The 23,030-nt window shown below is 43.7% G+C and carries 22 protein-coding genes; 15 read left to right on the forward strand and 7 right to left on the reverse strand.

From position 1 onward, the window contains the following. Window positions 1-93: 93 nt before the first annotated feature. Window positions 94-981 carry a TIGR01777 family oxidoreductase gene (locus A3CS_RS0105705; RefSeq protein ID WP_019518319.1) on the reverse strand — a complete coding sequence of 296 codons (888 nt, stop codon included), beginning with the start codon at window positions 979-981 and terminating at the stop codon, window positions 94-96. A gap of 23 nt (window positions 982-1,004) precedes the next feature. Then, window positions 1,005-1,472, reverse strand: coding sequence for a transcriptional regulator ArgR (gene argR, locus A3CS_RS0105710; protein ID WP_005545859.1), 468 nt, complete (start codon window positions 1,470-1,472; stop codon window positions 1,005-1,007). A 255-nt stretch (window positions 1,473-1,727) separates the two neighbouring features. Between argR and mdh the strand changes: the two genes are divergently transcribed. Then, a complete protein-coding gene (mdh, locus tag A3CS_RS0105715) occupies window positions 1,728-2,663 on the forward strand; it encodes a malate dehydrogenase (protein WP_019518320.1) in 936 nt (311 codons plus the stop codon). 155 nt (window positions 2,664-2,818) lie between these two features. Here the strand turns inward: mdh and A3CS_RS0105720 are convergent, their stop codons facing one another. Beyond that, window positions 2,819-3,559, reverse strand: coding sequence for a hypothetical protein (locus A3CS_RS0105720; protein WP_005538250.1), 741 nt, complete (start codon window positions 3,557-3,559; stop codon window positions 2,819-2,821). A 367-nt stretch (window positions 3,560-3,926) separates the two neighbouring features. Then, a complete protein-coding gene (locus A3CS_RS0105725) occupies window positions 3,927-4,946 on the reverse strand; it encodes a branched-chain amino acid aminotransferase (protein WP_005545854.1) in 1,020 nt (339 codons plus the stop codon). Window positions 4,947-5,407: 461 nt separating this feature from the next. Here A3CS_RS0105725 and A3CS_RS0105730 point away from each other — a divergent pair, with 461 nt between their 5' ends. The 6 genes from A3CS_RS0105730 (at window position 5,408) to yfbR (ending at window position 10,729) form a co-directional block, all read left to right on the forward strand. Next, complete coding sequence (locus A3CS_RS0105730) at window positions 5,408-6,313, forward strand: transcriptional regulator GcvA (protein ID WP_005538253.1); 906 nt, start codon at window positions 5,408-5,410, stop codon at window positions 6,311-6,313. Beyond that, the gene (gene rlmM, locus A3CS_RS0105735; RefSeq protein ID WP_025298326.1) at window positions 6,306-7,394 is read left to right on the forward strand and encodes a 23S rRNA (cytidine(2498)-2'-O)-methyltransferase RlmM; all 1,089 of its coding nucleotides are present in this window, start codon (window positions 6,306-6,308) and stop codon (window positions 7,392-7,394) included. The genes A3CS_RS0105730 and rlmM overlap by 8 nt, the downstream gene beginning before the upstream one ends. Before the next feature lie 116 nt (window positions 7,395-7,510). Then, entirely contained in the window at window positions 7,511-7,963 is a 453-nt protein-coding gene (gene nrdR / locus A3CS_RS0105740; RefSeq protein ID WP_005538258.1) for a transcriptional regulator NrdR, read from the forward strand. Then, complete coding sequence (gene ribD, locus A3CS_RS0105745; protein WP_019518321.1) at window positions 7,963-9,087, forward strand: bifunctional diaminohydroxyphosphoribosylaminopyrimidine deaminase/5-amino-6-(5-phosphoribosylamino)uracil reductase RibD; 1,125 nt, start codon at window positions 7,963-7,965, stop codon at window positions 9,085-9,087. Before nrdR ends, ribD begins: the two co-directional genes overlap by 1 nt. An 8-nt stretch (window positions 9,088-9,095) precedes the next feature. Beyond that, window positions 9,096-10,124 carry an outer membrane-stress sensor serine endopeptidase DegS gene (gene degS, locus A3CS_RS0105750; protein ID WP_005538261.1) on the forward strand — a complete coding sequence of 343 codons (1,029 nt, stop codon included), beginning with the start codon at window positions 9,096-9,098 and terminating at the stop codon, window positions 10,122-10,124. Between the two features lie 8 nt (window positions 10,125-10,132). Further along, window positions 10,133-10,729 carry a 5'-deoxynucleotidase gene (gene yfbR, locus A3CS_RS0105755; RefSeq protein WP_005545851.1) on the forward strand — a complete coding sequence of 199 codons (597 nt, stop codon included), beginning with the start codon at window positions 10,133-10,135 and terminating at the stop codon, window positions 10,727-10,729. A 66-nt stretch (window positions 10,730-10,795) separates the two neighbouring features. Here the strand turns inward: yfbR and A3CS_RS0105760 are convergent, their stop codons facing one another. Both A3CS_RS0105760 and A3CS_RS0105765 read right to left on the reverse strand, forming a co-directional pair. After that, entirely contained in the window at window positions 10,796-12,139 is a 1,344-nt protein-coding gene (locus A3CS_RS0105760; RefSeq protein WP_005545850.1) for a DASS family sodium-coupled anion symporter, read from the reverse strand. A 220-nt stretch (window positions 12,140-12,359) separates the two neighbouring features. After that, window positions 12,360-13,139: a TOBE domain-containing protein gene (locus A3CS_RS0105765; RefSeq protein WP_005538269.1), complete on the reverse strand. Its 780-nt coding sequence runs from the start codon at window positions 13,137-13,139 to the stop codon at window positions 12,360-12,362. Between the two features lie 226 nt (window positions 13,140-13,365). Between A3CS_RS0105765 and modA the strand changes: the two genes are divergently transcribed. From modA to modC, 3 genes are all read left to right on the forward strand, one after another. Beyond that, window positions 13,366-14,130, forward strand: a complete 765-nt coding sequence (modA, locus tag A3CS_RS0105770; RefSeq protein ID WP_005566733.1) for a molybdate ABC transporter substrate-binding protein — start codon at window positions 13,366-13,368, stop codon at window positions 14,128-14,130. 77 nt (window positions 14,131-14,207) lie between these two features. Then, window positions 14,208-14,936 (forward strand): molybdate ABC transporter permease subunit, encoded by a 729-nt coding sequence (gene modB / locus A3CS_RS0105775; RefSeq protein ID WP_005545848.1) that lies wholly within the window; start codon window positions 14,208-14,210, stop codon window positions 14,934-14,936. Next, window positions 14,923-15,984: a molybdenum ABC transporter ATP-binding protein ModC gene (gene modC, locus A3CS_RS0105780; RefSeq protein ID WP_005545847.1), complete on the forward strand. Its 1,062-nt coding sequence runs from the start codon at window positions 14,923-14,925 to the stop codon at window positions 15,982-15,984. Before modB ends, modC begins: the two co-directional genes overlap by 14 nt. Before the next feature lie 144 nt (window positions 15,985-16,128). Here the strand turns inward: modC and A3CS_RS0105785 are convergent, their stop codons facing one another. Continuing rightward, window positions 16,129-17,619, reverse strand: coding sequence for a leucyl aminopeptidase (locus tag A3CS_RS0105785; RefSeq protein ID WP_005545846.1), 1,491 nt, complete (start codon window positions 17,617-17,619; stop codon window positions 16,129-16,131). A 148-nt stretch (window positions 17,620-17,767) separates the two neighbouring features. Here A3CS_RS0105785 and lptF point away from each other — a divergent pair, with 148 nt between their 5' ends. The 5 genes from lptF (at window position 17,768) to A3CS_RS01000000110950 (ending at window position 22,706) form a co-directional block, all read left to right on the forward strand. Then, window positions 17,768-18,874, forward strand: a complete 1,107-nt coding sequence (lptF, locus tag A3CS_RS0105790) for an LPS export ABC transporter permease LptF (RefSeq protein WP_206380225.1) — start codon at window positions 17,768-17,770, stop codon at window positions 18,872-18,874. A gap of 4 nt (window positions 18,875-18,878) precedes the next feature. Then, a complete protein-coding gene (lptG, locus tag A3CS_RS0105795) occupies window positions 18,879-19,946 on the forward strand; it encodes an LPS export ABC transporter permease LptG (RefSeq protein WP_005545844.1) in 1,068 nt (355 codons plus the stop codon). Window positions 19,947-20,120: 174 nt separating this feature from the next. Then, window positions 20,121-21,005: a methylenetetrahydrofolate reductase gene (gene metF / locus A3CS_RS0105800; protein ID WP_005589001.1), complete on the forward strand. Its 885-nt coding sequence runs from the start codon at window positions 20,121-20,123 to the stop codon at window positions 21,003-21,005. Window positions 21,006-21,154: 149 nt separating this feature from the next. Then, a complete protein-coding gene (locus A3CS_RS0105805) occupies window positions 21,155-21,970 on the forward strand; it encodes a shikimate 5-dehydrogenase (protein ID WP_005545842.1) in 816 nt (271 codons plus the stop codon). A 148-nt stretch (window positions 21,971-22,118) separates the two neighbouring features. Continuing rightward, window positions 22,119-22,706, forward strand: coding sequence for a hypothetical protein (locus tag A3CS_RS01000000110950; RefSeq protein WP_019518322.1), 588 nt, complete (start codon window positions 22,119-22,121; stop codon window positions 22,704-22,706). The last annotated feature ends 324 nt before the right edge of the window (window positions 22,707-23,030 follow it).

Below are 23,030 nucleotides of genomic sequence, written 5' to 3' on the forward strand. Positions count from 1 at the left end.
TTTTTATACACTGAAAAGCGTGTTTTAGAAAAGTGCGGTCAAAAATTTTGGTGAATTTTACACGCCGAAAGCCTTTGGGCAGGAAGGAATAAATTATGGGATTTCTTGCGCAAGAAATTCGCCGAGATCCGGATACTCAAATTGAAAGCCTTGTGCCAACAAATGTTGCGGCACGAGATTTTGGCTGTCCAGCAACAAACCGGCGCGTTCGCCGAGCATGAGTTTCAGGATAAATGCCGGCACTGTTGCAAAGTGCGGTCGGCGCAGGGTTTTGCCTAATAGGGCATTAAATTCGGCATTACGTACGGAGTGCGGTGCAACAAAATTAAAGGCGCCGCGACAATCGGGATTTTCCAGTAAAAATAAAATCCCACGCACCATGTCCGCCAGCGAGATCCAGCCCCAATATTGCTTGCCTGTGCTTAATTTTACACCCAATCCGCAACGATATAACGGCAGCATTTGCGCCAGCGCGCCACCTTGTGTGCCGAGCACAATGCCCGTGCGCACCAAACAAACCCGTGTATTGGCTTTCAGCGCTGCCGCTTCCCAACGCCGACACAAACGGGCGGCGAAGTTGCCTACGGGTGGGCTATGTTCGTCAATGATCTGTTCGCCGCAATCGCCGTAATACCCCGTCGCCGAACCGGAAATAAAACATTGCGGCGGATCATCGCTGCGGTTAATGAGTTGCGCCAGTTTTTCCGTTAAAGAAACGCGGCTGGATTCCAACCGCACTTTTTGGATTTCCGTCCAACGGCGGGCAAAAATCGGCTCGCCCGCCAAATTAATAATGGCGTCAAATTGATTGAAATGCTGAAAATAATCCAATGTATTAATCAATTCAATATTTTTGGGAAGTTGTTTTTGCGCCTTGGCGGGGTGGCGTGCCAAGGCGGTGATTTGATGATGTTGTGCCAGTAACGAAGGAATTAGTGCACTTCCGATAAAACCGGTGCCACCTGTCATAAGAATTTTCATGCGCTTCCTCCGTGGTTGATGAATTAAAAGGCGTTTTCGAATAAATCCTGAATGCGTAACATTAAGTTATTGATGTCGGTGTTTTTGGTTGGTGTGACAAAAATCGTATCGTCGCCCGCAATATTGCCTAAAATGCCTTCCACTTTACTGATTGAATCAAGCAGGCGGGCGATCAGCTGTGCCGCACCGGGGGAAGTTCGAATGACGATTAATATGCCGTTATGGTCAATGTCCAGCACTAAATCTCTTAATGACGTTTGAGTATTCGGCACGCTGAGTTCGCTCGGTAGGCAATACACCATTTCCATACGCGTGTTACGGGTGCGCACGGCGCCGAATTTGCTGAGCATACGGGATACTTTCGATTGGTTTACGCTACGAAAACCAAGTTTTTGAAGCTCGGCGGCAATTTCCGTTTGTGAACCGTATTTTTCTTCGCGTAATAAAGTTTTAAATGCTTTGACCAGATTGTCCGGATTTTTATTCAACATAGGTTTGTCTCTTGTGGAACATAAGTGGCTGAATTTTGCATAAAAGCAGTGACTTTAGCAAATAAATATTTAATTAAAACGGAAAAGTGCGGTCATAAAAAATTATGTTTTTTGTGATTTTTATGTTCAATAGAAAATAAAAAATTTGAGTTAGATCGCACATTTGCACCTGCCTGTTTGAATTTAAAAATTGATCAGCGTACAATTTTTTCAGATTTTTTAACCACCTATTTTTTACTACATGAGGAGAATGAAATGAAAGTTGCTGTTTTAGGTGCCGCAGGCGGTATCGGTCAAGCATTGGCATTATTACTGAAGTTACAACTGCCGGCAGGTTCCGAATTGTCACTTTATGATATTGCGCCGGTTACTCCGGGTGTTGCGGTGGATGTGAGCCACATTCCTACGGCGGTGAAAATTGAAGGCTTTGGCGGTGAAGATCCGACACCTGCGCTTAAAGGCGCGGATGTGGTGTTAATTTCTGCCGGTGTGGCGCGTAAACCGGGTATGGATCGCTCCGATTTATTCAACATTAATGCAGGTATCGTGCGTAATTTAATCGAAAAAGTGGCAATAACTTGTCCGAAAGCCTGTATCGGTATCATCACCAACCCGGTCAATACCACAGTTGCTATCGCGGCGGAAGTGTTGAAAAAAGCCGGTGTTTATGACAAGCGTAAATTATTCGGCGTGACCACCTTGGATGTGCTTCGTTCCGAAACTTTCGTTTCCGAATTAAAAGGCTTAAATGCTTATCGCACCACCGTGCCTGTCATCGGCGGACACTCCGGTGTGACTATTCTTCCGTTATTATCTCAAGTGCAATACGTTGAATGGAAAGAGGACGAAATTGAACCGTTAACCAAACGCATTCAAAATGCCGGCACCGAAGTAGTAAACGCGAAAGCCGGCGGCGGTTCCGCAACCTTATCCATGGCGCAGGCGGCAGCCCGTTTTGCTAATGCTGTAGTCCGCGGTTTACAAGGTGAAACCGTCGTAGAATGCAGCTATGTGGAAGGCGACGGCAAATACGCCTGCTTCTTCGCACAACCGGTTCGCTTCGGCAAGGAAGGTGTGGAAGAAATTCTACCAATCGGTAAACTCAGCGCCTTGGAACAACAGGCTTTAGAAACCATGTTACCGACATTGCGTGCAGATATTGAATTAGGTGAGAAGTTTATTAATCCATAGGCTGACCTTGGGCATAGCATAAAAAGTGCGGTGAATATTTTCTGCGTTTTTATTGCTTTCGTTCCCTATCGAGAAAATCCCCGCTTGAACGGGGATTTTCTCTATCTGGGAATACGTAGAATATGAGAAATGGCTAAAATGCACAAGCTACTATTTTAGTCAGGTTGTATTAAAGCATTATGTGTATTAACCACTCTGACACGACATAAAAAATTAATATTCATTTTATAAAGATAAAAACTGTCATTAGTAGCACGAGTACTTTTCGCTAAGATAAAAGTGTCACTGTATTTTGCTAATACGTAATAGGCTTTGCCTTCAATTTCTAATGAGTCAAATACTGTTTTGAAATGTGGGCGGGAATATCCGACGATAAACGCACATATTACAAAATAACAATAGGTAGCCAACATCACATAAATTTTATTTTTATATAAAAACGCGAGAGTCGTGTTGATAGAAATCGTACCGATGTGCTTGTGAATATAATTTTTAAACAAAAGAGTAAAGATAAAAGTAATGCCAATATAGAAGATTGCGAAAAGATAATTAACTTTTCCAACTGTCAGGATGTAACCAAGAATAACCGGAATAAAGAAGACATTACACAGAATATAAGTCCGCAACAGATTCATGCAGTAATCGGTCATGAATGGTCTGGCTTTTTTTAACCCAAACAAGCCAACCAAATAAGTTGCCAAGAGGATAATACTTACCCAAATTACATAACCGAAACTACGTGCTACATTACCGGTGCCCACATCTACATACCACCATGGGAAGCCATAAAAATAAGATTGTCCCCAGCCATAGCCGTAAGCTACTGACCAACCCAAAACGACTAAAAAAGCCATAGAAATCGAAGATGAGATAAGTTTACTTAAGGTTTTTAACATAAAGACTTTAATTTATTGTTGGTAAAATAAGAGTGAAAATCATTTTATGAAAAAATTATCTTAGTTCAAGTTTTACGGGTCTGTTTGAACAGAATTTATTCACATGTTACCTATTTACTCATTGGGATTTTTTATCAGGAAGCCTATAAAACTCCCAGAATAATAGATAAGGATAAATAAAATTTTAGGGTAACTATTTTCTATAAAGTAAGTTGTTGGGTTTGTGAATGCAAAAGCATAAGGAGGATTTTAAATTGATTTTTAATTCGTATGTTATCTAGTATGATCAATTTAAACTGACACAAAAGTGCGGTAGAAAAATACCGTGTTTTTCCGCCGCACTTTTGTGTTCTGTAGTAGCCGGGAATTAATTCACTTTTACAATCCAACCTTCCGGCGCTTCCACGTCACCGAATTGGATGCCGGTGAGTTCGTCGTAAAGGCGTTTGGTGACTGGACCCACTTCGGTTTCGGAATAGAAAACGTGGAAATCATCGCCGTATTGGATTCCGCCGATTGGGGAGATAACGGCGGCAGTTCCGCAAGCACCGGCTTCGGTAAATTGACCGAGTTCGTTGATATACACATCGCCTTCAATAGTTTCCATACCTAAGCGTTCTTTGGCTAAATAAAGTAGCGAGTATTTGGTGATACTTGGCAAAATAGACGGAGAAAGCGGAGTGATGAATTTGTTATCGCGGGTAATACCGAAAAAGTTTGCCGCGCCCACTTCTTCAATTTTGGTATGGGTTTTCGGATCAAGATAGATGGCATCGGCGAATTTGCGTTCGGCGGCAAGTTCATGCGGTAACAAACTTGCCGCGTAGTTTCCACCCACTTTCACGCCACCGGTACCGTGCGGTGCAGCGCGGTCATAATCGGTCACCAGGAAATTGGACGGTTTCATGCCGCCTTTGAAATAAGCACCGACCGGGCAGCAGAATACGCAGAAAATATATTCCGGTGCCGGGCGCACGCCGATGTTTTCACCCACGCCGATCACGAACGGACGCAAATATAAGGTCGCTCCGGTACCGTAAGGTGCCACCCAGCGTTCATTAGCTTTCACCACTTCTTTACAGGCGCGGATAAATAATTCGGTAGGCACTTGCGGCATTAATAAACGATCGCAGGTATTTTGCATACGTTTGGCATTTTGGTCGGGGCGAAAAAGGTTAATTGAACCGTCTTTACAGCGGTAAGCTTTTAAGCCTTCAAAACATTGTTGACCGTAGTGAAGTGCGGTAGATCCTTCGTGAATATGGAGTGTGCTGTCGGTGCTTAATTCACCGTTGTTCCATTTGCCCTCTTTCCAGCGGGCGATGAAACGATAATCCGTTTTGATATAACTGAAGCCGAGATTTTTCCAATCAAGTAAGTCTGACATAGTTTTTCCTTATGTGTATATTGTTATTTAGGTTATTTTTAATCTACCTTATTCCATAAGGATTTAAAATATTTTAATCACAAAAACAAATGAAATTTTGGGCGAAGAAGCGAAGCGCACTCGGATTTGTGAGCGGGAGCAGGAAATCGGCAGATAACTATGTTAGAATTCAGCCATAAAAAACACCGCTCTTTTTAGGGAGCGGTGTCCGGCGAATAAGCCTAATATACAGGAAATAAAATAGTAACTTTTGTTACTTCGTTTGGAACAACCAAACAATATGCAAACACAACATCATACTTAATTGGAAACTCTTTAACCAGTAAGAAAGTACCAAACACTAAGTATTGTTGTATTGTATGCAAAATGGAAATATTGGGCAAAAGAGATTTTTTTATTGGATTTATAAAAAAAAATAATCTGATTAACCGCATTTATAAATAAACCATTTAGGAATTATCATGTATAAGCGTTTGCCACCGTTAAACTCGCTTAAAGCCTTTGAGGCCGCTGCCAGATTTTTAAGTTTTACCAAAGCGGCGGATGAGCTTTTTGTTACCCAAGCGGCGATTAGCCACCAAATTAAACTGCTGGAAGATTTTTTAGGCGTGGAACTCTTTAAACGAAAAAACCGCGCCCTGGAACTCACGGATTTCGGCAAAGCCTATTATGCCGATATTACGAAAATCCTTTTCCGTTTAGTGGAAGCCACCGATAAACTGCTTGCTTTAAAAACCGATAAACACTTAACCATCAGTGTGCCGCAAACCTTTGGGATTCAATGGTTAGTGCCGCGTTTGAGTGATTTTAATAGGCTACATCCCGATATTGAAGTGCGTTTAAAAGGCGTGGATCAGGATGAGGGTTTACTTAGCCAGGATATTGATATTGCCATTTATTACGGCAAGGGCAATTGGGATAACTTACAGCTGGATCGTCTGGTGGAGGAGGATTTATTGATTCTTGCTTCGCCGAAATTATTGGCGCAAAAACCGATTCATCATCGAGACGATTTAAAACATCATACGCTGCTGCATATTCACGCCCGTGACAATTGGCAACACATGGCGAATTATCTGGAACTGGAAGATTTAAATATTCAGCAAGGTCCGATTTTCAGCCACACGTTTATGGCGTTACAGGCGGCGATTCACGAGCAGGGCATTGTGCTTGCCAATCGAATTTTAGCGCAGCAAGAGCTGGATAACGGCAATTTACAGCCGGTTTTTGACACGAATTTACGCGATCCGAAATCCTTTTATGTCGTCAATCATTTGGATAACAACAAAGATGAACGAATCGTCGCGTTCCGTTCCTGGATTATTCAAACTATCAATCAAGAAGAAAATAAACAAGAAAATGAATAAGTTGGCATTATATTGTCGAATGGGCTTTGAGCGCGAGCTGGCGGCAGAAATCACCGATAAAGCGGCGGAAAAGGGCGTGTTTGGATTTGCCCGCATGGCGGAAAACAGCGGCTATGTGATATTTGAATGCTATCAGCCCGGCGATGCCGATTTATTGGCGCGTGAGTTGCCTTTTCAACAGCTGATTTTCGCCCGTCAAATGTTGGTGGTGTCCGATTTATTAACGGATTTACCGCAACAGGATCGCATCACGCCGATTGTTCACCAATATCAACAAATTGCCGATACCATTGCGTTGAAAAACAGCAGTGAATTATGGGTGGAAACCGCCGATACCAACGAAGCAAAGGAATTACTCGGATTTTGTCGCAAATTTACCGTGCCGTTGCGTCAAGCGTTGAAAAAGCAAGGCTGGCTGAATGCCAAACCTAATCAAAAGTGCGGTCTGACATTACATCTTTTTTTCTTACGCAATAACGCCTGCTATGTGGGCTATTCCTATAATCACAACCATTCCGCGCATTTGATGGGCATTCAGCGCTTAAAATTTCCCGCCGAGGCGCCAAGTCGTTCTACGCTGAAACTGGAAGAGGCGATTTTAACCTTCATTTCGCGCCACCAAGAACCGGAATTGCTTAATGAGACGATGTATGCCGTGGATCTCGGCGCTTGCCCGGGTGGCTGGACCTATCAATTGGTGAAGCGCGGTTTATTTGTGTATGCGGTGGATCACGGCAAAATGGCGGCAAGTCTGCACGAGACGGGGCGCATTGAACATTGTGCGGAAGACGGGTTTAAATTTCAGCCGCCGAAGCGACGTAAAATCGATTGGCTGGTGTGCGATATGGTGGAGCAACCGAGCCGAATTGCGGAACTGATGACCAAATGGCTGCTCAACGGCTGGTGCCACAGCATGATTTTCAACCTAAAACTGCCGATGAAAAAACGCTATGCCCAAGTACAACAATGCCTGCAACTGATTGCGGATAAATTGTCGCAACAAGGCTTAAAATATCGGTTACAGGCAAAACATTTGTATCATGATCGTGAAGAAATTACCGTTTATCTTCGATTGTTGTAAGAGGCGGTAAAATTTTTATTTTTTATACCGCACTTTACACAAATTACTTGTAAAATAACCGCCCACAGATGACCTAAAGTGCGGTTGTTTTTTTCAGTGTTTTTATTGGAGGCAATATGCGTTGTCCTTTTTGTTCAACGGAAGAAACCAAAGTCATTGACAGTCGTTTGGTTTCCGATGGTTTTCAGGTGCGTCGGCGCAGAGAGTGCGGTCAGTGTCACGAGCGTTTTACCACCTTTGAAACGGCGGAATTAATCGTGCCGAAAATTATTAAAAATAACGGTAATCGCGAGCCGTTTAACGAAGACAAATTACGTCGCGGCATTCAGCACGCGCTGGAAAAACGCCCGGTTAGCTCCGACGACGTGGAAAAGGCAATTAGCCGTATTATTCACCAATTACGCGCCACCGGCGAGCGTGAAGTGCCAAGTAAATTGGTGGGTACGCTTGTGATGGACGAGTTAAAAAATCTGGATAAAGTGGCGTATATCCGTTTTGCGTCCGTGTATTTGAGCTTTGATAACATTAATGAATTTAGCCAAGAAATCGAAAACCTCAAGGATCAATAATGGACGCACAATTTAGCCCGCAAGATGTCGCTTTTATGCAACTCGCCCTGGATTTAGCCAAACAGGGCGAATTTACCACCACACCGAATCCTTCGGTGGGATGCGTGTTGGTAAAAAACGGCAAAATTGTGGGCAAAGGTTTCCATTTTAAAGCGGGCGAACCCCATGCCGAAGTGATGGCATTGCGTGAAGCCGGTGAAAATGCCCGTGGCGCCACGGCGTATGTGACCCTTGAGCCCTGTTCCCATTTCGGACGTACACCGCCTTGCGCCAAAGGGCTGGTGGAAGCCGGCGTAAGTAAGGTGATTGCCGCCATGTGCGATCCGAATCCGCAGGTAGCGGGCAAAGGATTACAGATTTTAGCGGATGCCGGCATTCAAAGTGCGGTAGGTTTATTAGAAGAAAAAGCGGAACAGCTTAACAAAGGTTTCTTAAAACGGATGCGTACGGGCAAGCCTTTCGTGCAGTTAAAATTGGCTATGAGCATTGATGGCAAAACCGCCATGGCGAGCGGCGAAAGCAAATGGATCACCGGCGCACAGGCAAGAATGGATGTGCAACAATATCGTGCCAAAGCTTCGGCGATGTTATCTACCTCACAAACGGTACTGGCGGACGATCCGAGTTTAAATGTGCGTTGGGCTGAATTGCCAAATGAAACACAAGCCCGCTACGTACAGGAAAATTTACGCCAGCCGGTACGCGTTATTTTGGATTCCACTCATAAAGTGCGGTCGGATTTTAAGGTGTTTTTAACGGATGCTCCTGTTTGGCTGGCAGGTGAGGATGACTTTCAACTAACGGGTTTTCCGACGTCAACGGAATATTTAAAATTAGACCGAAGCTATGGCGAAAGCCGTTTACAGGCACTGATGACAGAATTGGGCAAACGTCAGATCAATACGCTTTGGGTCGAAGCGGGTGCCACCTTAGCCGGCGCGCTAATTGCCGAAAACCTGGTAGATGAATTAATCATCTATATGGCGCCAAAACTGTTAGGCGATCACGCCAAAGATTTATGTCATTTGCCCCATTTAACCCGACTCGCCGACGCGCCTTTATGGCAATTGCAATCTTGTGAACCTACCGGCGACGATCTTAAATTAATTTATATAAGAAAATAAGGAACACAATGTTAAAAAAAATCTTACATTCCGCACTCATCGGTTTGGTTACGGCAGGTGTGATTTTGTTTGTGCTACCGAAAATCACCGGGAAATCCGTGTTACCGGAGCAAGAAATCGCCTCTTATAAAGATGCAGTGCGTATTGCTTCGCCGGCGGTTGTGAACGTTTATAATCAGGCGTTTACTTCTTCGTCCGCGCAATTGCAGGTGAATAACCTCGGTTCGGGCGTGATCATGTCAAAAGACGGTTATATTCTGACGAACAAACACGTTATTCAAAATGCCGATCAAATTGTAGTAGCGTTGCAAAACGGGCATATTTTTGATGCGGCGCTCATTGGTTCCGATTCTTTAACGGATTTGGCAGTATTAAAAATTAAAGCGGATAATTTATCCACGATTCCGCAAAATCTCAGCCGTCCGGTGCATGTGGGAGATGTGGCGCTGGCAATCGGCAATCCGTATAACCTGGGGCAAAGCGTGTCACAGGGGATTATCAGTGCGGTGGGACGTAGCGCGGTGGGTGAGGCGCTCGGGCGACAAAACTTCATTCAAACAGACGCCTCTATTAACCGTGGGAATTCCGGTGGCGCGTTGATTAATTCCGCCGGCGAACTGGTGGGCATCAGCACGTTGAGTATCGGTAAAACCTCCAATGAAATTGCCGAAGGTCTTAATTTTGCCATTCCTATTGACTTGGCAAATGATGTGATGAAAAAAATTATTCGTGACGGACGAGTGATTCGCGGCTATTTCGGCGTGCAAACGGATATTTTGTTTAGCAACGGACAAGGTTCTTCCGAACGCGGGATTTTAATTACCGGCGTCATTGAAAACAGCCCGGCGGCGAAAGCCGGATTACAAGCCGGCGATATTATTTTGAAAATCAATAAGGTAGAGGCCCATTCACCGACAGAAATGATGAAACTGATTGCCGATGTGCGCCCGAATACGAAAGTTGAAGTGGAAATATCCCGCTTAGGTAAAACTTATAAACTCCCGGTAATTATTGAAGAATATACATTTAATCAATAGGTTGTTAAATGGATCGAATAAAAACCAGCCATTTTTTTGCCTGTTTGGATCGCTTGAGATTGATTCAGCGCTGGTCGCTTATGCGTAATATTGAACGGGAAAATCTGGCGGAACATAGCTTACAGGTGGCATTTGTCGGGCACGCCTTAGCCTTAATTAAAAATCGTTTTTACGGTGCACAACTGAATGCAGAGCGCATTGCGGTGATGGCGATGTATCACGACACATCGGAAATTTTTACCGGCGATCTGCCGACACCGATCAAATATTTCAATGAAGAGATTACCCATGCTTACAAACAAATTGAGACCGCTGCCGAGTTGCATTTGATCAGTTTGTTGCCGGAAGAATTGCAGGCAGATTTTTTACCCTATCTGGATAGTCACTATTTTTCGGATGATGAAAAACATATTGTGAAACAGGCAGATTTAATCTGTGCTTATATCAAGGTGAAATTTGAACTGGGAAATGGTAATCAGGAATTTAGATCGGCAAAAGTGCGGTTAGAAAATCTGATGGATCAGTGGCGAAGCCCGGAAATGGATTATTTTTTACAGGTGTTTGTGCCGAGTTTTGGTAAGTCTATTGATGAAATTACCTTGTAAGTTAAATTTATAAAAAATCTCCTGCGGTGAAAACGGCAGGAAATTTTTTATCATCGAGAAATGATGCTACATCCAGAAAATACACGCGATGGTGGCAATGACAAGTATACAAGTGATGTCAATATATTTGCCGACCCGAATCATATCACTTTGTTTTACGTTACCCGTACCGTATACAATGGCATTCGGTGGTGTACCTACCGGCAACATAAAAGCACAGGATGCACCCAAACCGATAATCATGGCAAACCCGAGCGGTGACATATTTAGTGCGTGTGCAATAGAGATGAAAATCGGCACTAGCAGCGCCGCGCTGGCAGTGTTAGAAGTAAATTCGGTTAAGCAAACGATAAAGGCAGCGATAATCAGTGCCATAACATAAGTGTGTCCGCCGTTGATTAAATAGACAATGCCATCTGCCATAATTTTACTTGCACCGGAGTTTTCCAAGACAGAACTCAGGGTTAAACCGCCGCCGAATAAAAACAGCACGCCCCATTCGGTGTTCGATTGAATTTCTTTCCAAGTAGCAATACCGCTAACACAAATAACCACGGCGGCACACAGAGCAATCATGCTGTCTATACTTTCGATAGCTTTCGGTAATCCGAGTAATACAGTCAGCGCAGAATTCAATTGTTTACTGAAAATCCATAGTGAAGCGACAAGGGCAAAAATCACTAAGGTTAACCAGCGTTTGTTATCCATTTTCATTTGTTCAAATTGAACATCAAAACGTAAATTCAAACGTGGGCGGAAAATAATGTAAAGCCAGCCGATAATGATTGGAAACAGTAATAACATCATAGGTAAGCCATATTTTAACCAATCGGCAAAACTGAGGTGTAATTGGGAGGCGGCTATAGCGTTTGGCGGACTACCTACCAAGGTACCCATGCCGCCGATACTGGCGCTGTAAGCAATACCGAGCAATACGAAGACATAAGTATTATGCTCTTTTTGGCGATCCATTTGACTCAGAATACTCATGGAAAGCGGGATCATCATGGCGGCGGTAGCTGTATTACTCATCCACATGGATAAAAAGGCGGTGGCGAAGAAAATATACATAACAGCGATAAATAAACGGCCTCTTGCCAAATGCATGATTTTATTGGCAATCATTTTATCGATTTTCTGTACATTTAACGCTGTTGCCAATGCAAAACCGCCAAAGAACAGAAAAATCGTCGGATCGGCAAATGCTACCAGCGCCTCTCGGCTGTTTACCAAGCCAAGTCCTACGGATAAAATCGGTACAAAAAGGGCGGTTACGCTAACATTTATGGCCTCGGTTAACCATAAAATGCCGACAAACGCCAATAATGCCAAACCGCGATTGGCTTGTTCATCAAAGGGAAGCACATTAAGAAGAATGACAAAAAGAATGACATCAATAACGAAAATCATACTTTTCTTGTTTATTTTGCTTTTCTGTGATGGAGTAAAAAGTGGTGTAATCATAAATCACCCTAAAAATAAAAAGACAAAAATCATAAAATAATATGTCACAACAGGAATATACCTGAGAGACTATGCGCTACGTCAACAAAATGCGACTTTTATGCCATGTATGGCAAAAGTGCTCCAAATGATAATTCATCGTAGCTGCTCTTCATGGAAAAAAAGACTAATAAAGGGTAGCAAGAATGATTTGCTCCGGATCGACGGAAATCCAAACCTGTTGCTCAAGCTCAATATGTTGAGTTTTGGTGAGTGTAGCACAGAACTCAATTTTTGAATCTTCTAAGACTAAAATTGCTTCTCCTGCCTCCCCTTTGTCAATAATGGATTTTACCGTTGCACGGAATTGATTCGGCATATTTCTTGCCTGTTTGGCGCGGATTTTTACCCAAGGTGCTTTAAACATCAACATAACTTCCTTATTTAATTCAAGTTTTAAACGCACCGCACTTTTTTCTGTAATCGACACGGTTAATGGCTCGGAAAAGCCTTCCAGCTCGATATCCACAAAACAATGTACATCTTCAAAACGTAATGCCTGAACGATGCCGAAAAACTGATTGCGTGCGCTACTTTGCAGCGAAAACCGCGCGGTAGCGGAAAGCAAACTGTTGAGCGGAACCTTTTCGTCTTTCAAAATGCTAAAGGCCTTTTCTTGTGTTTGTTCAAGTAAATCATAAAGTTGCAGCAACCGTTGCGCATAAACGGTAAGCGCCGTGCCGCCGCCGTTTTTGCCGCCGATATTGCGTTCCAGTAACGGTTTCGGGCTGATTTTATTCATGGCTTCAAGGTGATCCCAGGCGCTTTTGTAACTGACTTTGGCATTTTTTGCCGCTTGGTTAATGGAGCCGCATTTTTCAATTTCTTTTAATAAACGGATCCGCTTCGGATCTGCGAAGAGTTGTTGTTTCAATTTGATGGTGAGTAAAATTTCGGTACTTCGCATGTGGTTTTCCCCTCAAAATTCGCTGTGGAATATATCGTTTTATGACATGGTTTATCGGTTGCACATCATACTATATTTTGTTCTAAATAAGAACGCCGATAAATCGTTTGGCACATACGCAATCTTGTGATCTTTTCTTGTTCAAAAATATTTTTATATTGCGCTCATCGTTGTATAATCTGCGCGATATATAATTTATTTACTAACCAAAAACGGAGTTTGTATTATGTCTAAATATTCAAAAATTGCCGCAGGTTTAGCCGCCGCTTATTTTGCCTTTTCACTTTCCGCTCAAGCTAAAGTCACTGTTTTTGCCGCTGCGTCCATGACCGATTCCTTGAAGCAGGTCGCCGCCGATTATTACAAAATGAACCCGAAGGAAGAAGTTGTATTTTCTTTCGCCTCCTCTTCCACATTAGCCAAACAAATTGAAGAAGGTGCGCCTGCCGATTTATTTATTTCCGCCAGCGGCAAATGGATGAAATACCTTTCCGATAAAGAATTAACCGTGAAAGAAAGTGAAAAATTATTAGTAGGTAACGAACTGGTACTTATTTCACAAAAAAACAGCAAATTAGAAAATGTCGATATTGCTAAAGGCGAATGGATTAACCAATTAAATAATGCTTATTTATCCGTTGGCGACCCGGCGCACGTGCCTGCCGGTCAATATGCCGAAGAAGCCTTAACCAAATTAAACTTATGGGACAAAGTGAAAGATAAATTAGCCCGTGGCAAAGATGTGCGTGCCGCATTAGCTTTGGTTGAACGTGGTGAGTCTCCGTTGGGTATCGTATATGCAACCGATGCGAAAGTGAGTAAAGAAGTCAAAACGGTCGGTGTCTTCCCACAAGATTCTTATAAACCGGCAAATTATCCGGTTGCCATTTTAAAAGATCACAATAATGCGGAAACGCAAGCCTTCTTAAAATATTTAGAATCGCCTGAAGCGAAAAAAGTCTTTGCGGATTACGGTTTCTCGGTAAAATAACCGCACTCAATTGACGTCTGAAGCGTAGCCATTGTGCTACGCTTTGTTTATGGGCTATTATAAAGGGAATCGGGATTTTGCTTACACAATTTCTGACGTTATTAGGTTTAAGCCAATTAGAAATCGACGCCATTCGGTTGAGCCTGGAAGTGTCTGTCAGTGCGATGATTTGGAGCCTGCCTTTTGCGATTTTTGTGGCGTGGCTGTTAGCGCGTAAAGAATTTTATGGAAAATCCATCGTCAGCGGCATCATCCATTTGCCTTTGGTATTGCCCCCTGTGGTGATTGGTTACCTGTTGTTGGTGGCAATGGGACGCAACGGTTTCATCGGCAAATATTTATACCAATGGTTCGGGCTGACTTTCGGCTTCAGCTGGCGCGGGGCGGTATTAGCCGCTGCCGTGGTGGCATTTCCATTAGTGGTTCGGGCAATTCGTCTTTCGCTGGAAAGTATCGACTTAAAATTGGAACAAGCCGCCAGAACCTTGGGCGCTTCCCCTTGGCGGGTATTTTTTACCATCACCTTGCCCCTATCTTTGCCGGGAATTTTAGCGGGCATCGTATTGGGATTTGCCCGCTCCTTGGGTGAATTCGGCGCAACCATTACTTTCGTTTCCAATATCGCCGGTGAAACACAAACTATTCCTTTAGCAATGTATTCTTTCATTCAAACGCCCGGCGCGGAAGAACAAGCCGCCCGTTTATGTGTTTTTGCTATAATTTTATCCCTGGTTTCCCTGTTGTTATCGGAGTGGCTGGCAAAACGGATGCAGAAAAGATTAGGACAAAGCGATGCTGTACATTGATGTAAAAAAACAATTAGGCAATTTATCCCTACAGGCGAAGCTTGAAATTCCATCGCAAGGCGTGACCGCACTTTTCGGCTTATCCGGTTCGGGGAAATCTTCTCTGATCAATTTGATAAGCGGGTTAATTAATCCGGATGAGGGCGTAATTGCGTTAAATGATCGTGTGTTATTTGAAGCGGAAGAGGGAATTTGTGTTCCCGCCAATCGGCGCAATATTGGTTATGTTTTTCAGGACGCACGCTTATTTCCGCATTACACGGTGAAAGGCAATTTGCGCTACGGCATGAAAAATACCAGCAAGGATGAATTTGACTACATTGTGGAATTGCTGGGGATCGGGCATTTATTAAAACGTTATCCGATCACTTTATCCGGCGGTGAAAAACAACGTGTGGCAATCGGGCGGGCACTATTAACAGACCCGGAAATTTTATTAATGGACGAACCGCTTTCCGCCCTAGATCTACCACGCAAGCGGGAATTATTGAATTATCTGGAACGATTATCCAAAGAAATTAATATTCCGATTTTGTACGTGACGCACAGCATTGATGAACTTTTGCGCCTGCCGGAACGGGTTGTCTTATTAACCGACGGAAAGGTGGAAGCCTATGATATGTTGGAGAACATTTGGGAAAGCCCGCTGTTCTTACCTTGGAAACAGGAAAACGAACAAAGTGCGGTGCTTTCTCTGCCTGTTTTTATGCATAATCCGTCTTATAAAATGACCGCACTTTCTATCGGCGATCAGAACATTTGGATTAACCAAGTGGCGTCGGAAATGAATGAAAATGTCCGTATTTGCGTTCATAGCTCCGATGTGTCCATCAGTCTGCATAAAGCGGAAAAATCCAGCATTCGAAACATTTTACACGGGCGCATTGTGAAAATTCAGGAACAGGAAAACCGTGTCGATCTCAAACTGGATATTGGCGGAAAGCATATTTGGGCGAGTATCAGCAAATGGTCGTTTCATGATTTGGCATTGCAACCGGGACAACTGGTTTATGCGCAGATTAAAGCCATTTCCGTGCTGTCTGCATAGTTTGAGCGCCCCTATTTAGTAGGTTAGATAGAGGTGCATTTTTTCTGAAAAGAAAAGCACTCTACCCTCTCCCCCAAAACTTAGACAGATAACAAACCTAAGTTTTAAGGTACAGAGCAAAGTGCGGTCATTTTCTTCGGTATTTTATTTCACTTGATTCAACAGGAATTGCACCAGCAAGGAAACCGGTCTGCCGGTGGCACCTTTATTGGCGCCTTGTAACCACGCGGTACCGGCGATGTCTAGGTGTGCCCATGGGTATTTCTTGGTGAAATTGGCAAGAAATGCAGCAGCGGTGATCGTACCGCCCCAGCGTCCGCCAAGGTTAGCTAAATCGGCAAAGTTAGATTTAAGCTGTTCTTGATATTCTTCACTTAACGGCAAACGCCACGCCTTGTCGGCACTTTGTTGCGCCGCTTTTTCAATGGCCGCAGCAATGTCATCATGAGTGGAAACCAAGCCGCTGTTGTGTTGACCTAATGCCACCACACACGCGCCGGTTAAGGTAGCAATATCAATAACGACTTGCGGATCAAAGCGTTCCACATAAGTTAACGTATCGCACAACACTAAACGTCCTTCTGCATCGGTGTTCAACACTTCCACCGTTAAGCCGTTCATGGTGGTAAGAATATCGCCCGGGCGATAAGCATTGCCATCAGGCAGATTTTCGCAGCCCGCCATCACGCCGATAACGTTTAGCGGCAGCTGTAATTGCGCCAATGCGCTCATTACGCCGTAAACAGATGCCGCACCGCACATATCATATTTCATTTCATCCATGTCGGCGGCGGGTTTGAGAGAAATCCCGCCTGCGTCAAAGGTTAAGCCTTTGCCCACCAGTACGATAGGTTTCGCGTTCGGATTCGGCGCATTACGGTATTCCATAATGGAAAGTTTTGCTTCATTACGGGAACCGCGAGACACCGCCAAATAAGCGCCCATGCCTAATTTTTCCATGTCGGCTTCGTTGATAATTGTGGTTTTGATGAGAGGTGAGTGTTTTGCCAAGTCTAAGGCTTTATCCGCCAGGTAGTTTGGGGTACACACATTTGGCGGGCAATTTGCGACATCTTTAGTAAAGCGCACGCCCAATGCAATGGCGGAAGCGTGCTGAATTGCCTGCTCAGCGGTGGTTTGATCCTTGGCATCCACATTAAAAATCACTTCACAAAGTGCGGTGGATTTTTCCGCTGTTTTTTGGCTTTTGAATTGGGTGAATTGGTATAAATCCTGTTCGACGGTTTCCACCGCGAAGCGAATATTCCAATAAAGATCGCGTTGGTTGAGCTGAATTTCAGTTAAAAAACTGACCGCACTTTTGGCTTGGGTTTCTTTTAATGCCTGTACGGATTTTTGAATAAGTTGTTTATATTGACGTTCGCTAAGCTCTCCGGCTTTGCCGCAACCCACCACCAATACGCGCTTGGCAGCGATATTTGACAAATGGCGTAACAAGGCGGCTTGCCCTAATTTGCCGCTGATTTCGCCGTTTTCCACCAAATCGCTTAGATAATTGCCGGAAAGGTTGTCAATTTCCACCGCACTTTTGGATAGGATTTTCTCTTCAAAAATGCCCACAATCAGGCAGTCCGCAGGCTGATTAATGGCACATTGTTGAGCACTATACTTCATTTTTTCCTCGCTTATTTTGCTGTTTTAAATGCTAAATTAGGGTATCATACCTTACTTATTATTTAGGCAAATCAAGTGATTCACCTATTTTAATTACAACGAATTTAATCTCTTTTGCTCAAATTGCAAGAGAAAAATGGACGATAAAGTGATTTTAACCCGATATTTAACCAAAGAAATTTTTAAAAGCCAGATTGCGATTTTGTTTATTTTGCTGCTGATCTTTTTCTGTCAGCAATTAGTACGCGTACTGGGCTCTGCCGCAAACGGTAAAGTACCGGCGGATTTAGTCTTTTCTTTACTCGGCTTAGGTATGCCAACCATGGCGCAGCTCATGTTGCCGCTCTGTTTGTTCATCGCCATTTTACTGACGCTGGGGCGTTTGTATGCAGAAAGTGAAATTACCGTGATGCGTGCCTGCGGTGTGGGACAGCCGATTTTAGTCAAAGTTGTACTGCTACTTTCCTTATTAACGTCAGGTGTGGCGGCTTACAACGCACTTTGGTTGACACCTTGGGCGATTCACAAACAGACAGAAATTGTGGAAGATGCCAAAGCCAATCCGAATGTAGGTGCATTGTCCGCCGGGCAATTTGTTAGCGCCAACAACAGCGATTTCGTGCTGTTCATCGATGACATTCAAAATAATCAAATCAATAATGTTTATGTGTTCCAAACGCAACCACGCGGGCAAAGCAAGCCGTCGGTGATCGTAGCGGAAAAAGGCGAATTAAAAGCGTTACCGAACGGCGATCAGGTGCTGAATCTACAAAACAGCGAACGCTTTGAAGGCACGGCGGCACTGCCGGATTTTCGCATCACCCATTTTGATGAATATCAGGCGTATTTAGGGCATAAAGCAGTGAATGATGATTCTGCCGAGACGGAAGAATTAAGTTTAAGTCAGTTGTTAAACACCAAAACACCGGCGGCGAAAACCGAGTTTCACTGGCGCCTAACCTTAATTCTCGCCGTGCCGATTATGGCGTTACTTGCCGTGCCGCTAAGCCGTGTGAATCCGCGCCAGGGGCGTTTTGCTAAAGTGTTGCCGGCATTGTTGTTGTATTTAATTTATTTCTTATTGCAAAGCTCGTTAAAATCCGCCGGCGGGGCAGGCAAATTGGATGCCGGGTTATTCATGCCGTTAGTCAATATTGTCTTTTTCTTACTGGCAATTCTCCTGAATAGCTGGGATAGCGCATTTATGTATCGCATTCGTTATTCGTTCAATAAAAAAGCGGTAACACAGGGATAACTCGATGAATACATTAGAACGATATATCGGTAAAAGTATTTTAGGTACGATCTTCGCCACCTTGTTAATGTTGGTGGGGTTGTCCGCTATCATTAAATTCGTGGAACAGTTCCGCAGTGTGGGCAAAGGCACTTATGATATTTTACAAGCCATCGCTTATACCGTGCTGACCATGCCGAAAGACGTGGAAACCTTTTTCCCGATGGCGGCACTACTCGGCGCACTGATTGCTTTAGGTAATCTTGCCAGCCGCAGTGAACTGGTGGTGATGCAATCTTCCGGCTTTTCCCGTATGCGTATTGGTTTTGCGGTGATGAAAACCACGCTCCCTTTAGTGTTGCTGACCATGGTGATCGGTGAGTGGGGCATTCCGCAAACGGAACAATTCGCCCGTGATATGCGTTCCAAAGCTATTTCCGGCGGTTCAATGCTATCGGTGAAAAACGGTATTTGGGCGAAAGACGGCAATAATTTCGTGTATGTGCGTCGCATTACCGATGACGTGGAATTAAATGATATTTATATTTACACCTTTAATGAACAGCGTCAGTTAGAGAAACTCAAACACGCCAACCGGGCAACCTTTAACAGCGGCAAATGGACGTTGCAGCAAGTCAACGAATCACGTATTCAGCCGGAGAACATTCAAACCACCAATCGTTTAAACGAAGAATGGCAAACCAATTTAACACCCGATAAACTTGGTGTGGCGTCGTTACGACCAACTTCTTTATCTATTTCCGGTTTATCCAATTACATTACTTTCTTAAGGGAGACGGGACAGGATTCCAAAAATTTCGAGCTAACCTATTGGCGTAAATTATTCCAGCCGATTTCGGTTGGAGTCATGATGATGTTGGCGCTGTCCTTTATTTTCGGACCGTTGCGCAGCGTGACTGCAGGCGCCCGTATCCTTATCGGGATTTGCTTCGGCTTCCTGTTCTATGTGGTGAATGAATTATTTGGTAAATTCAGTTTAGTTTATAACACCACGCCGCTTATCGGCGCGCTGATGCCGAGTGTGCTGTTCCTAATCATCACTTGGTGGTTGTTGGCACGACGACGTAATTAGGCAAAAGTGCGGTCATAAAAAATGCTGTTTTTAAAGCCCGTGATACATCGCGGGCTTTTGTTTCGCACATTAATTCAATTCATAAAATAAATGAAATATTTGAAATTGACACATATTCCTTTTCGCTTTAATTTGAACCAACGTATCCGACTGATGAAAACACGAGGCAACTTTATGAGTTACGCAAAAGAAATTGATAATCTAAATCAACATTTAGCTGATTTAAACGGCAAAATTAATGTCTCTTTTGAATTTTTCCCGCCGAAAAGTGAAAAAATGGAAAATCTTCTGTGGGAATCCATCCATCGCTTAAAAGTGCTAAAACCGAAATTTGTATCCGTGACTTACGGCGCCAATTCCGGCGAGCGTGAACGCACTCACGGGGTGGTGAAACGCATTAAGCAGGAAACCGGTCTGGAAGCTGCGCCGCATTTAACCGGTATTGACGCTACCTCGGACGAATTGCGTCGCATTGCCAAAGGTTATTGGGATAGCGGCATTCGTCGCATTGTGGCACTGCGCGGTGATGAGCCGAAAGGCTACGAGAAAAAACCATTTTATGCCGCCGATTTAGTAGCATTATTACGTGACGTAGCAGATTTTGATATTTCCGTGGCGGCATACCCTGAGGTTCATCCGGAAGCCAAATCGGCGCAAGCGGATTTAATTAATTTAAAACGTAAAATTGATGCCGGTGCCAATCATGTGATCACACAATTCTTTTTCGATATTGACAGCTATCTGCGGTTCCGCGATCGCTGCGCGTCTATCGGTATTGATGCAGAAATCGTGCCGGGGATTCTGCCGGTGACCAACTTCAAACAATTACAAAAAATGGCAGCAATCACTAATGTGAAAATTCCGGCTTGGATGAGCAAAATGTATGAAGGCTTGGATGATGACCAAACCACCCGCAATCTGGTGGCGGCGAGCATCGCCATGGACATGGTGCGTATACTGTCCCGCGAAGGGGTAAAAGACTTTCATTTCTACACCCTGAATCGCAGCGAACTCACCTATGCCATTTGCCACACGTTAGGCATTCGTCCGAGTTTGTAAGTTAAAAACACAAAAAGAAATGACCGCACTTTGATCTATATCCCGAGTATTTTTTATCAACTTACTCACACGCCTCACAAGGCGCGCGCCATCAGGAACTGCTATACTCACCGTATTATTTTCCATCCACACCAACGAAAAGGCTGACTATGCTCAACAAAGACACCCAACTCTGTATGTCCCTGTCCGGTCGTCCCGGCAATTTCGGTACACAATTTCACAATTACCTTTATCAAAAACTTGGTTTGAATTTCATTTATAAAGCCTTTACCACCAACGACATCGAACACGCAGTGAAAGGCGTGCGGGCGTTAGGGATTCGCGGTTGTGCGGTGTCCATGCCGTTTAAAGAAAGCTGTATGCCGTTTTTAGATGAAATCTCCCCTTCCGCACAAGCCATCAAATCGGTAAATACCATCGTCAACGACAACGGATTTTTACGTGCCTATAACACCGATTACATCGCCATCGTGAAACTTATCGAAAGATATCAACTGGATAAAAACGATTCCGTGATCGTGCACGGCAGTGGCGGCATGGCAAAAGCGGTGGTTGCCGCCTTTAAAAATTCCGGTTTTGAGAATGTCAAAATCTTTGCCCGTAACGAAAAAACAGGCAATTATTTAGCCGCACTTTATGGCTACGGCTACATCAATTCCCTCAACAACCAAAACGCCGACATTCTCATTAATGTCACCCCCATCGGCATGAAAGGAGGCAAAGAAGCATTCGATCTCGCCTTCCCCGAAACCATGATCCGCCACGCCAAAACCGCTTTTGACGTCGTCGCCCACCCCGCCGACACCCCGTTAATCAAAGCCGCCCAAGCCCTCGGCAAACAAACCATCTCCGGTGCCGAAGTCATCGTCTTACAAGCCGTCGAACAATTTGAACTCTACACCGGCAAACGACCAAGCGAGGAACTCATCGCCGAAGCCGTGGAATATGCAAGAAAGAATGCGTAAAGTGCGGTGGGTTTTGGAAGTGTTTTTACAACATTAATAATTATTGCTAGCGAAGGGATTAACTATTTCAAATAGTTGAGTTAGATCACAGACAAAAAATTAAGAAACTCCTATAATTAGAAAAGTCTAGTTATAGGAGTTTTTATTTATGAAAAAAATTTTTTTGATTAGTAGTATATTAACTATTACATCATGCTCGTCTTTTACTTCTGATAATATTCTTAGTGGAGATATATCTGTTAGTGATACATCTGTATCTGACGAAATTTTATGCCTTTCTGCATTCACTTCTGAAGTAAAACTACCAAAATCTAAAATTCAACAAAATATAATTAATGAGATAACTAAAAGAAATATTACACCAGAGCAATGCTACAGTTATGCAGTTTCCAAAGCTGGTGGAGTAGATTCTTTTTGTTCTGATTTCAATCGCGGATATGTATCAGGTGACAGTGCAAAAATGACTAGTTTTGGGCATTATATTACCTTGCAAGATATGCTGTCAGTACAAAAAACTTTGGGTATTGATTGCAATACAAAACAGTATGTACAGGAGTACAATAGAGCGCGTGAACAAAATAATTGGGTGAATGAACCATCTAGTGAAAATAATAATTTCTCAAAAGCATGGGGAATGTTTCAACCGAAAACAAATGTTATAAGTTGTATGTCACTTGGTTCTTCTACAATGTGTAATGACACAAAAGGTAATTCTTTGCATATAAATAAATGGTAAACACCCATCATTTTGATAGCACCAGCGTCCACGCTGGTGCTATCCTTTTGTCCAAGCGTGGACGCTTGAACTATCACAAAAACAAAAAATGTGCGGTCAAAATCTCAAACGTTTTCAACGCTAAAAAACAATCCTAAAACTCACCGCACTTCACTCTGATAGCACCAGTATCCAAGCCCTCTTGCCGACGCATATTTCATAACCTGTGCCCGAAATATTTGAAAGTTACAGCGCACGATGGGAAGCGTGCGCTATCATGGTGCGGCGAGATACTGTACGGCACACAAATTACATGAACCGAGCAGCAGATGGATGATTTTTACT

Source organism: Aggregatibacter actinomycetemcomitans DSM 8324 (assembly GCF_000372365.1).
GTDB classification, from domain to species: Bacteria; Pseudomonadota; Gammaproteobacteria; order Enterobacterales; family Pasteurellaceae; genus Aggregatibacter; species Aggregatibacter actinomycetemcomitans.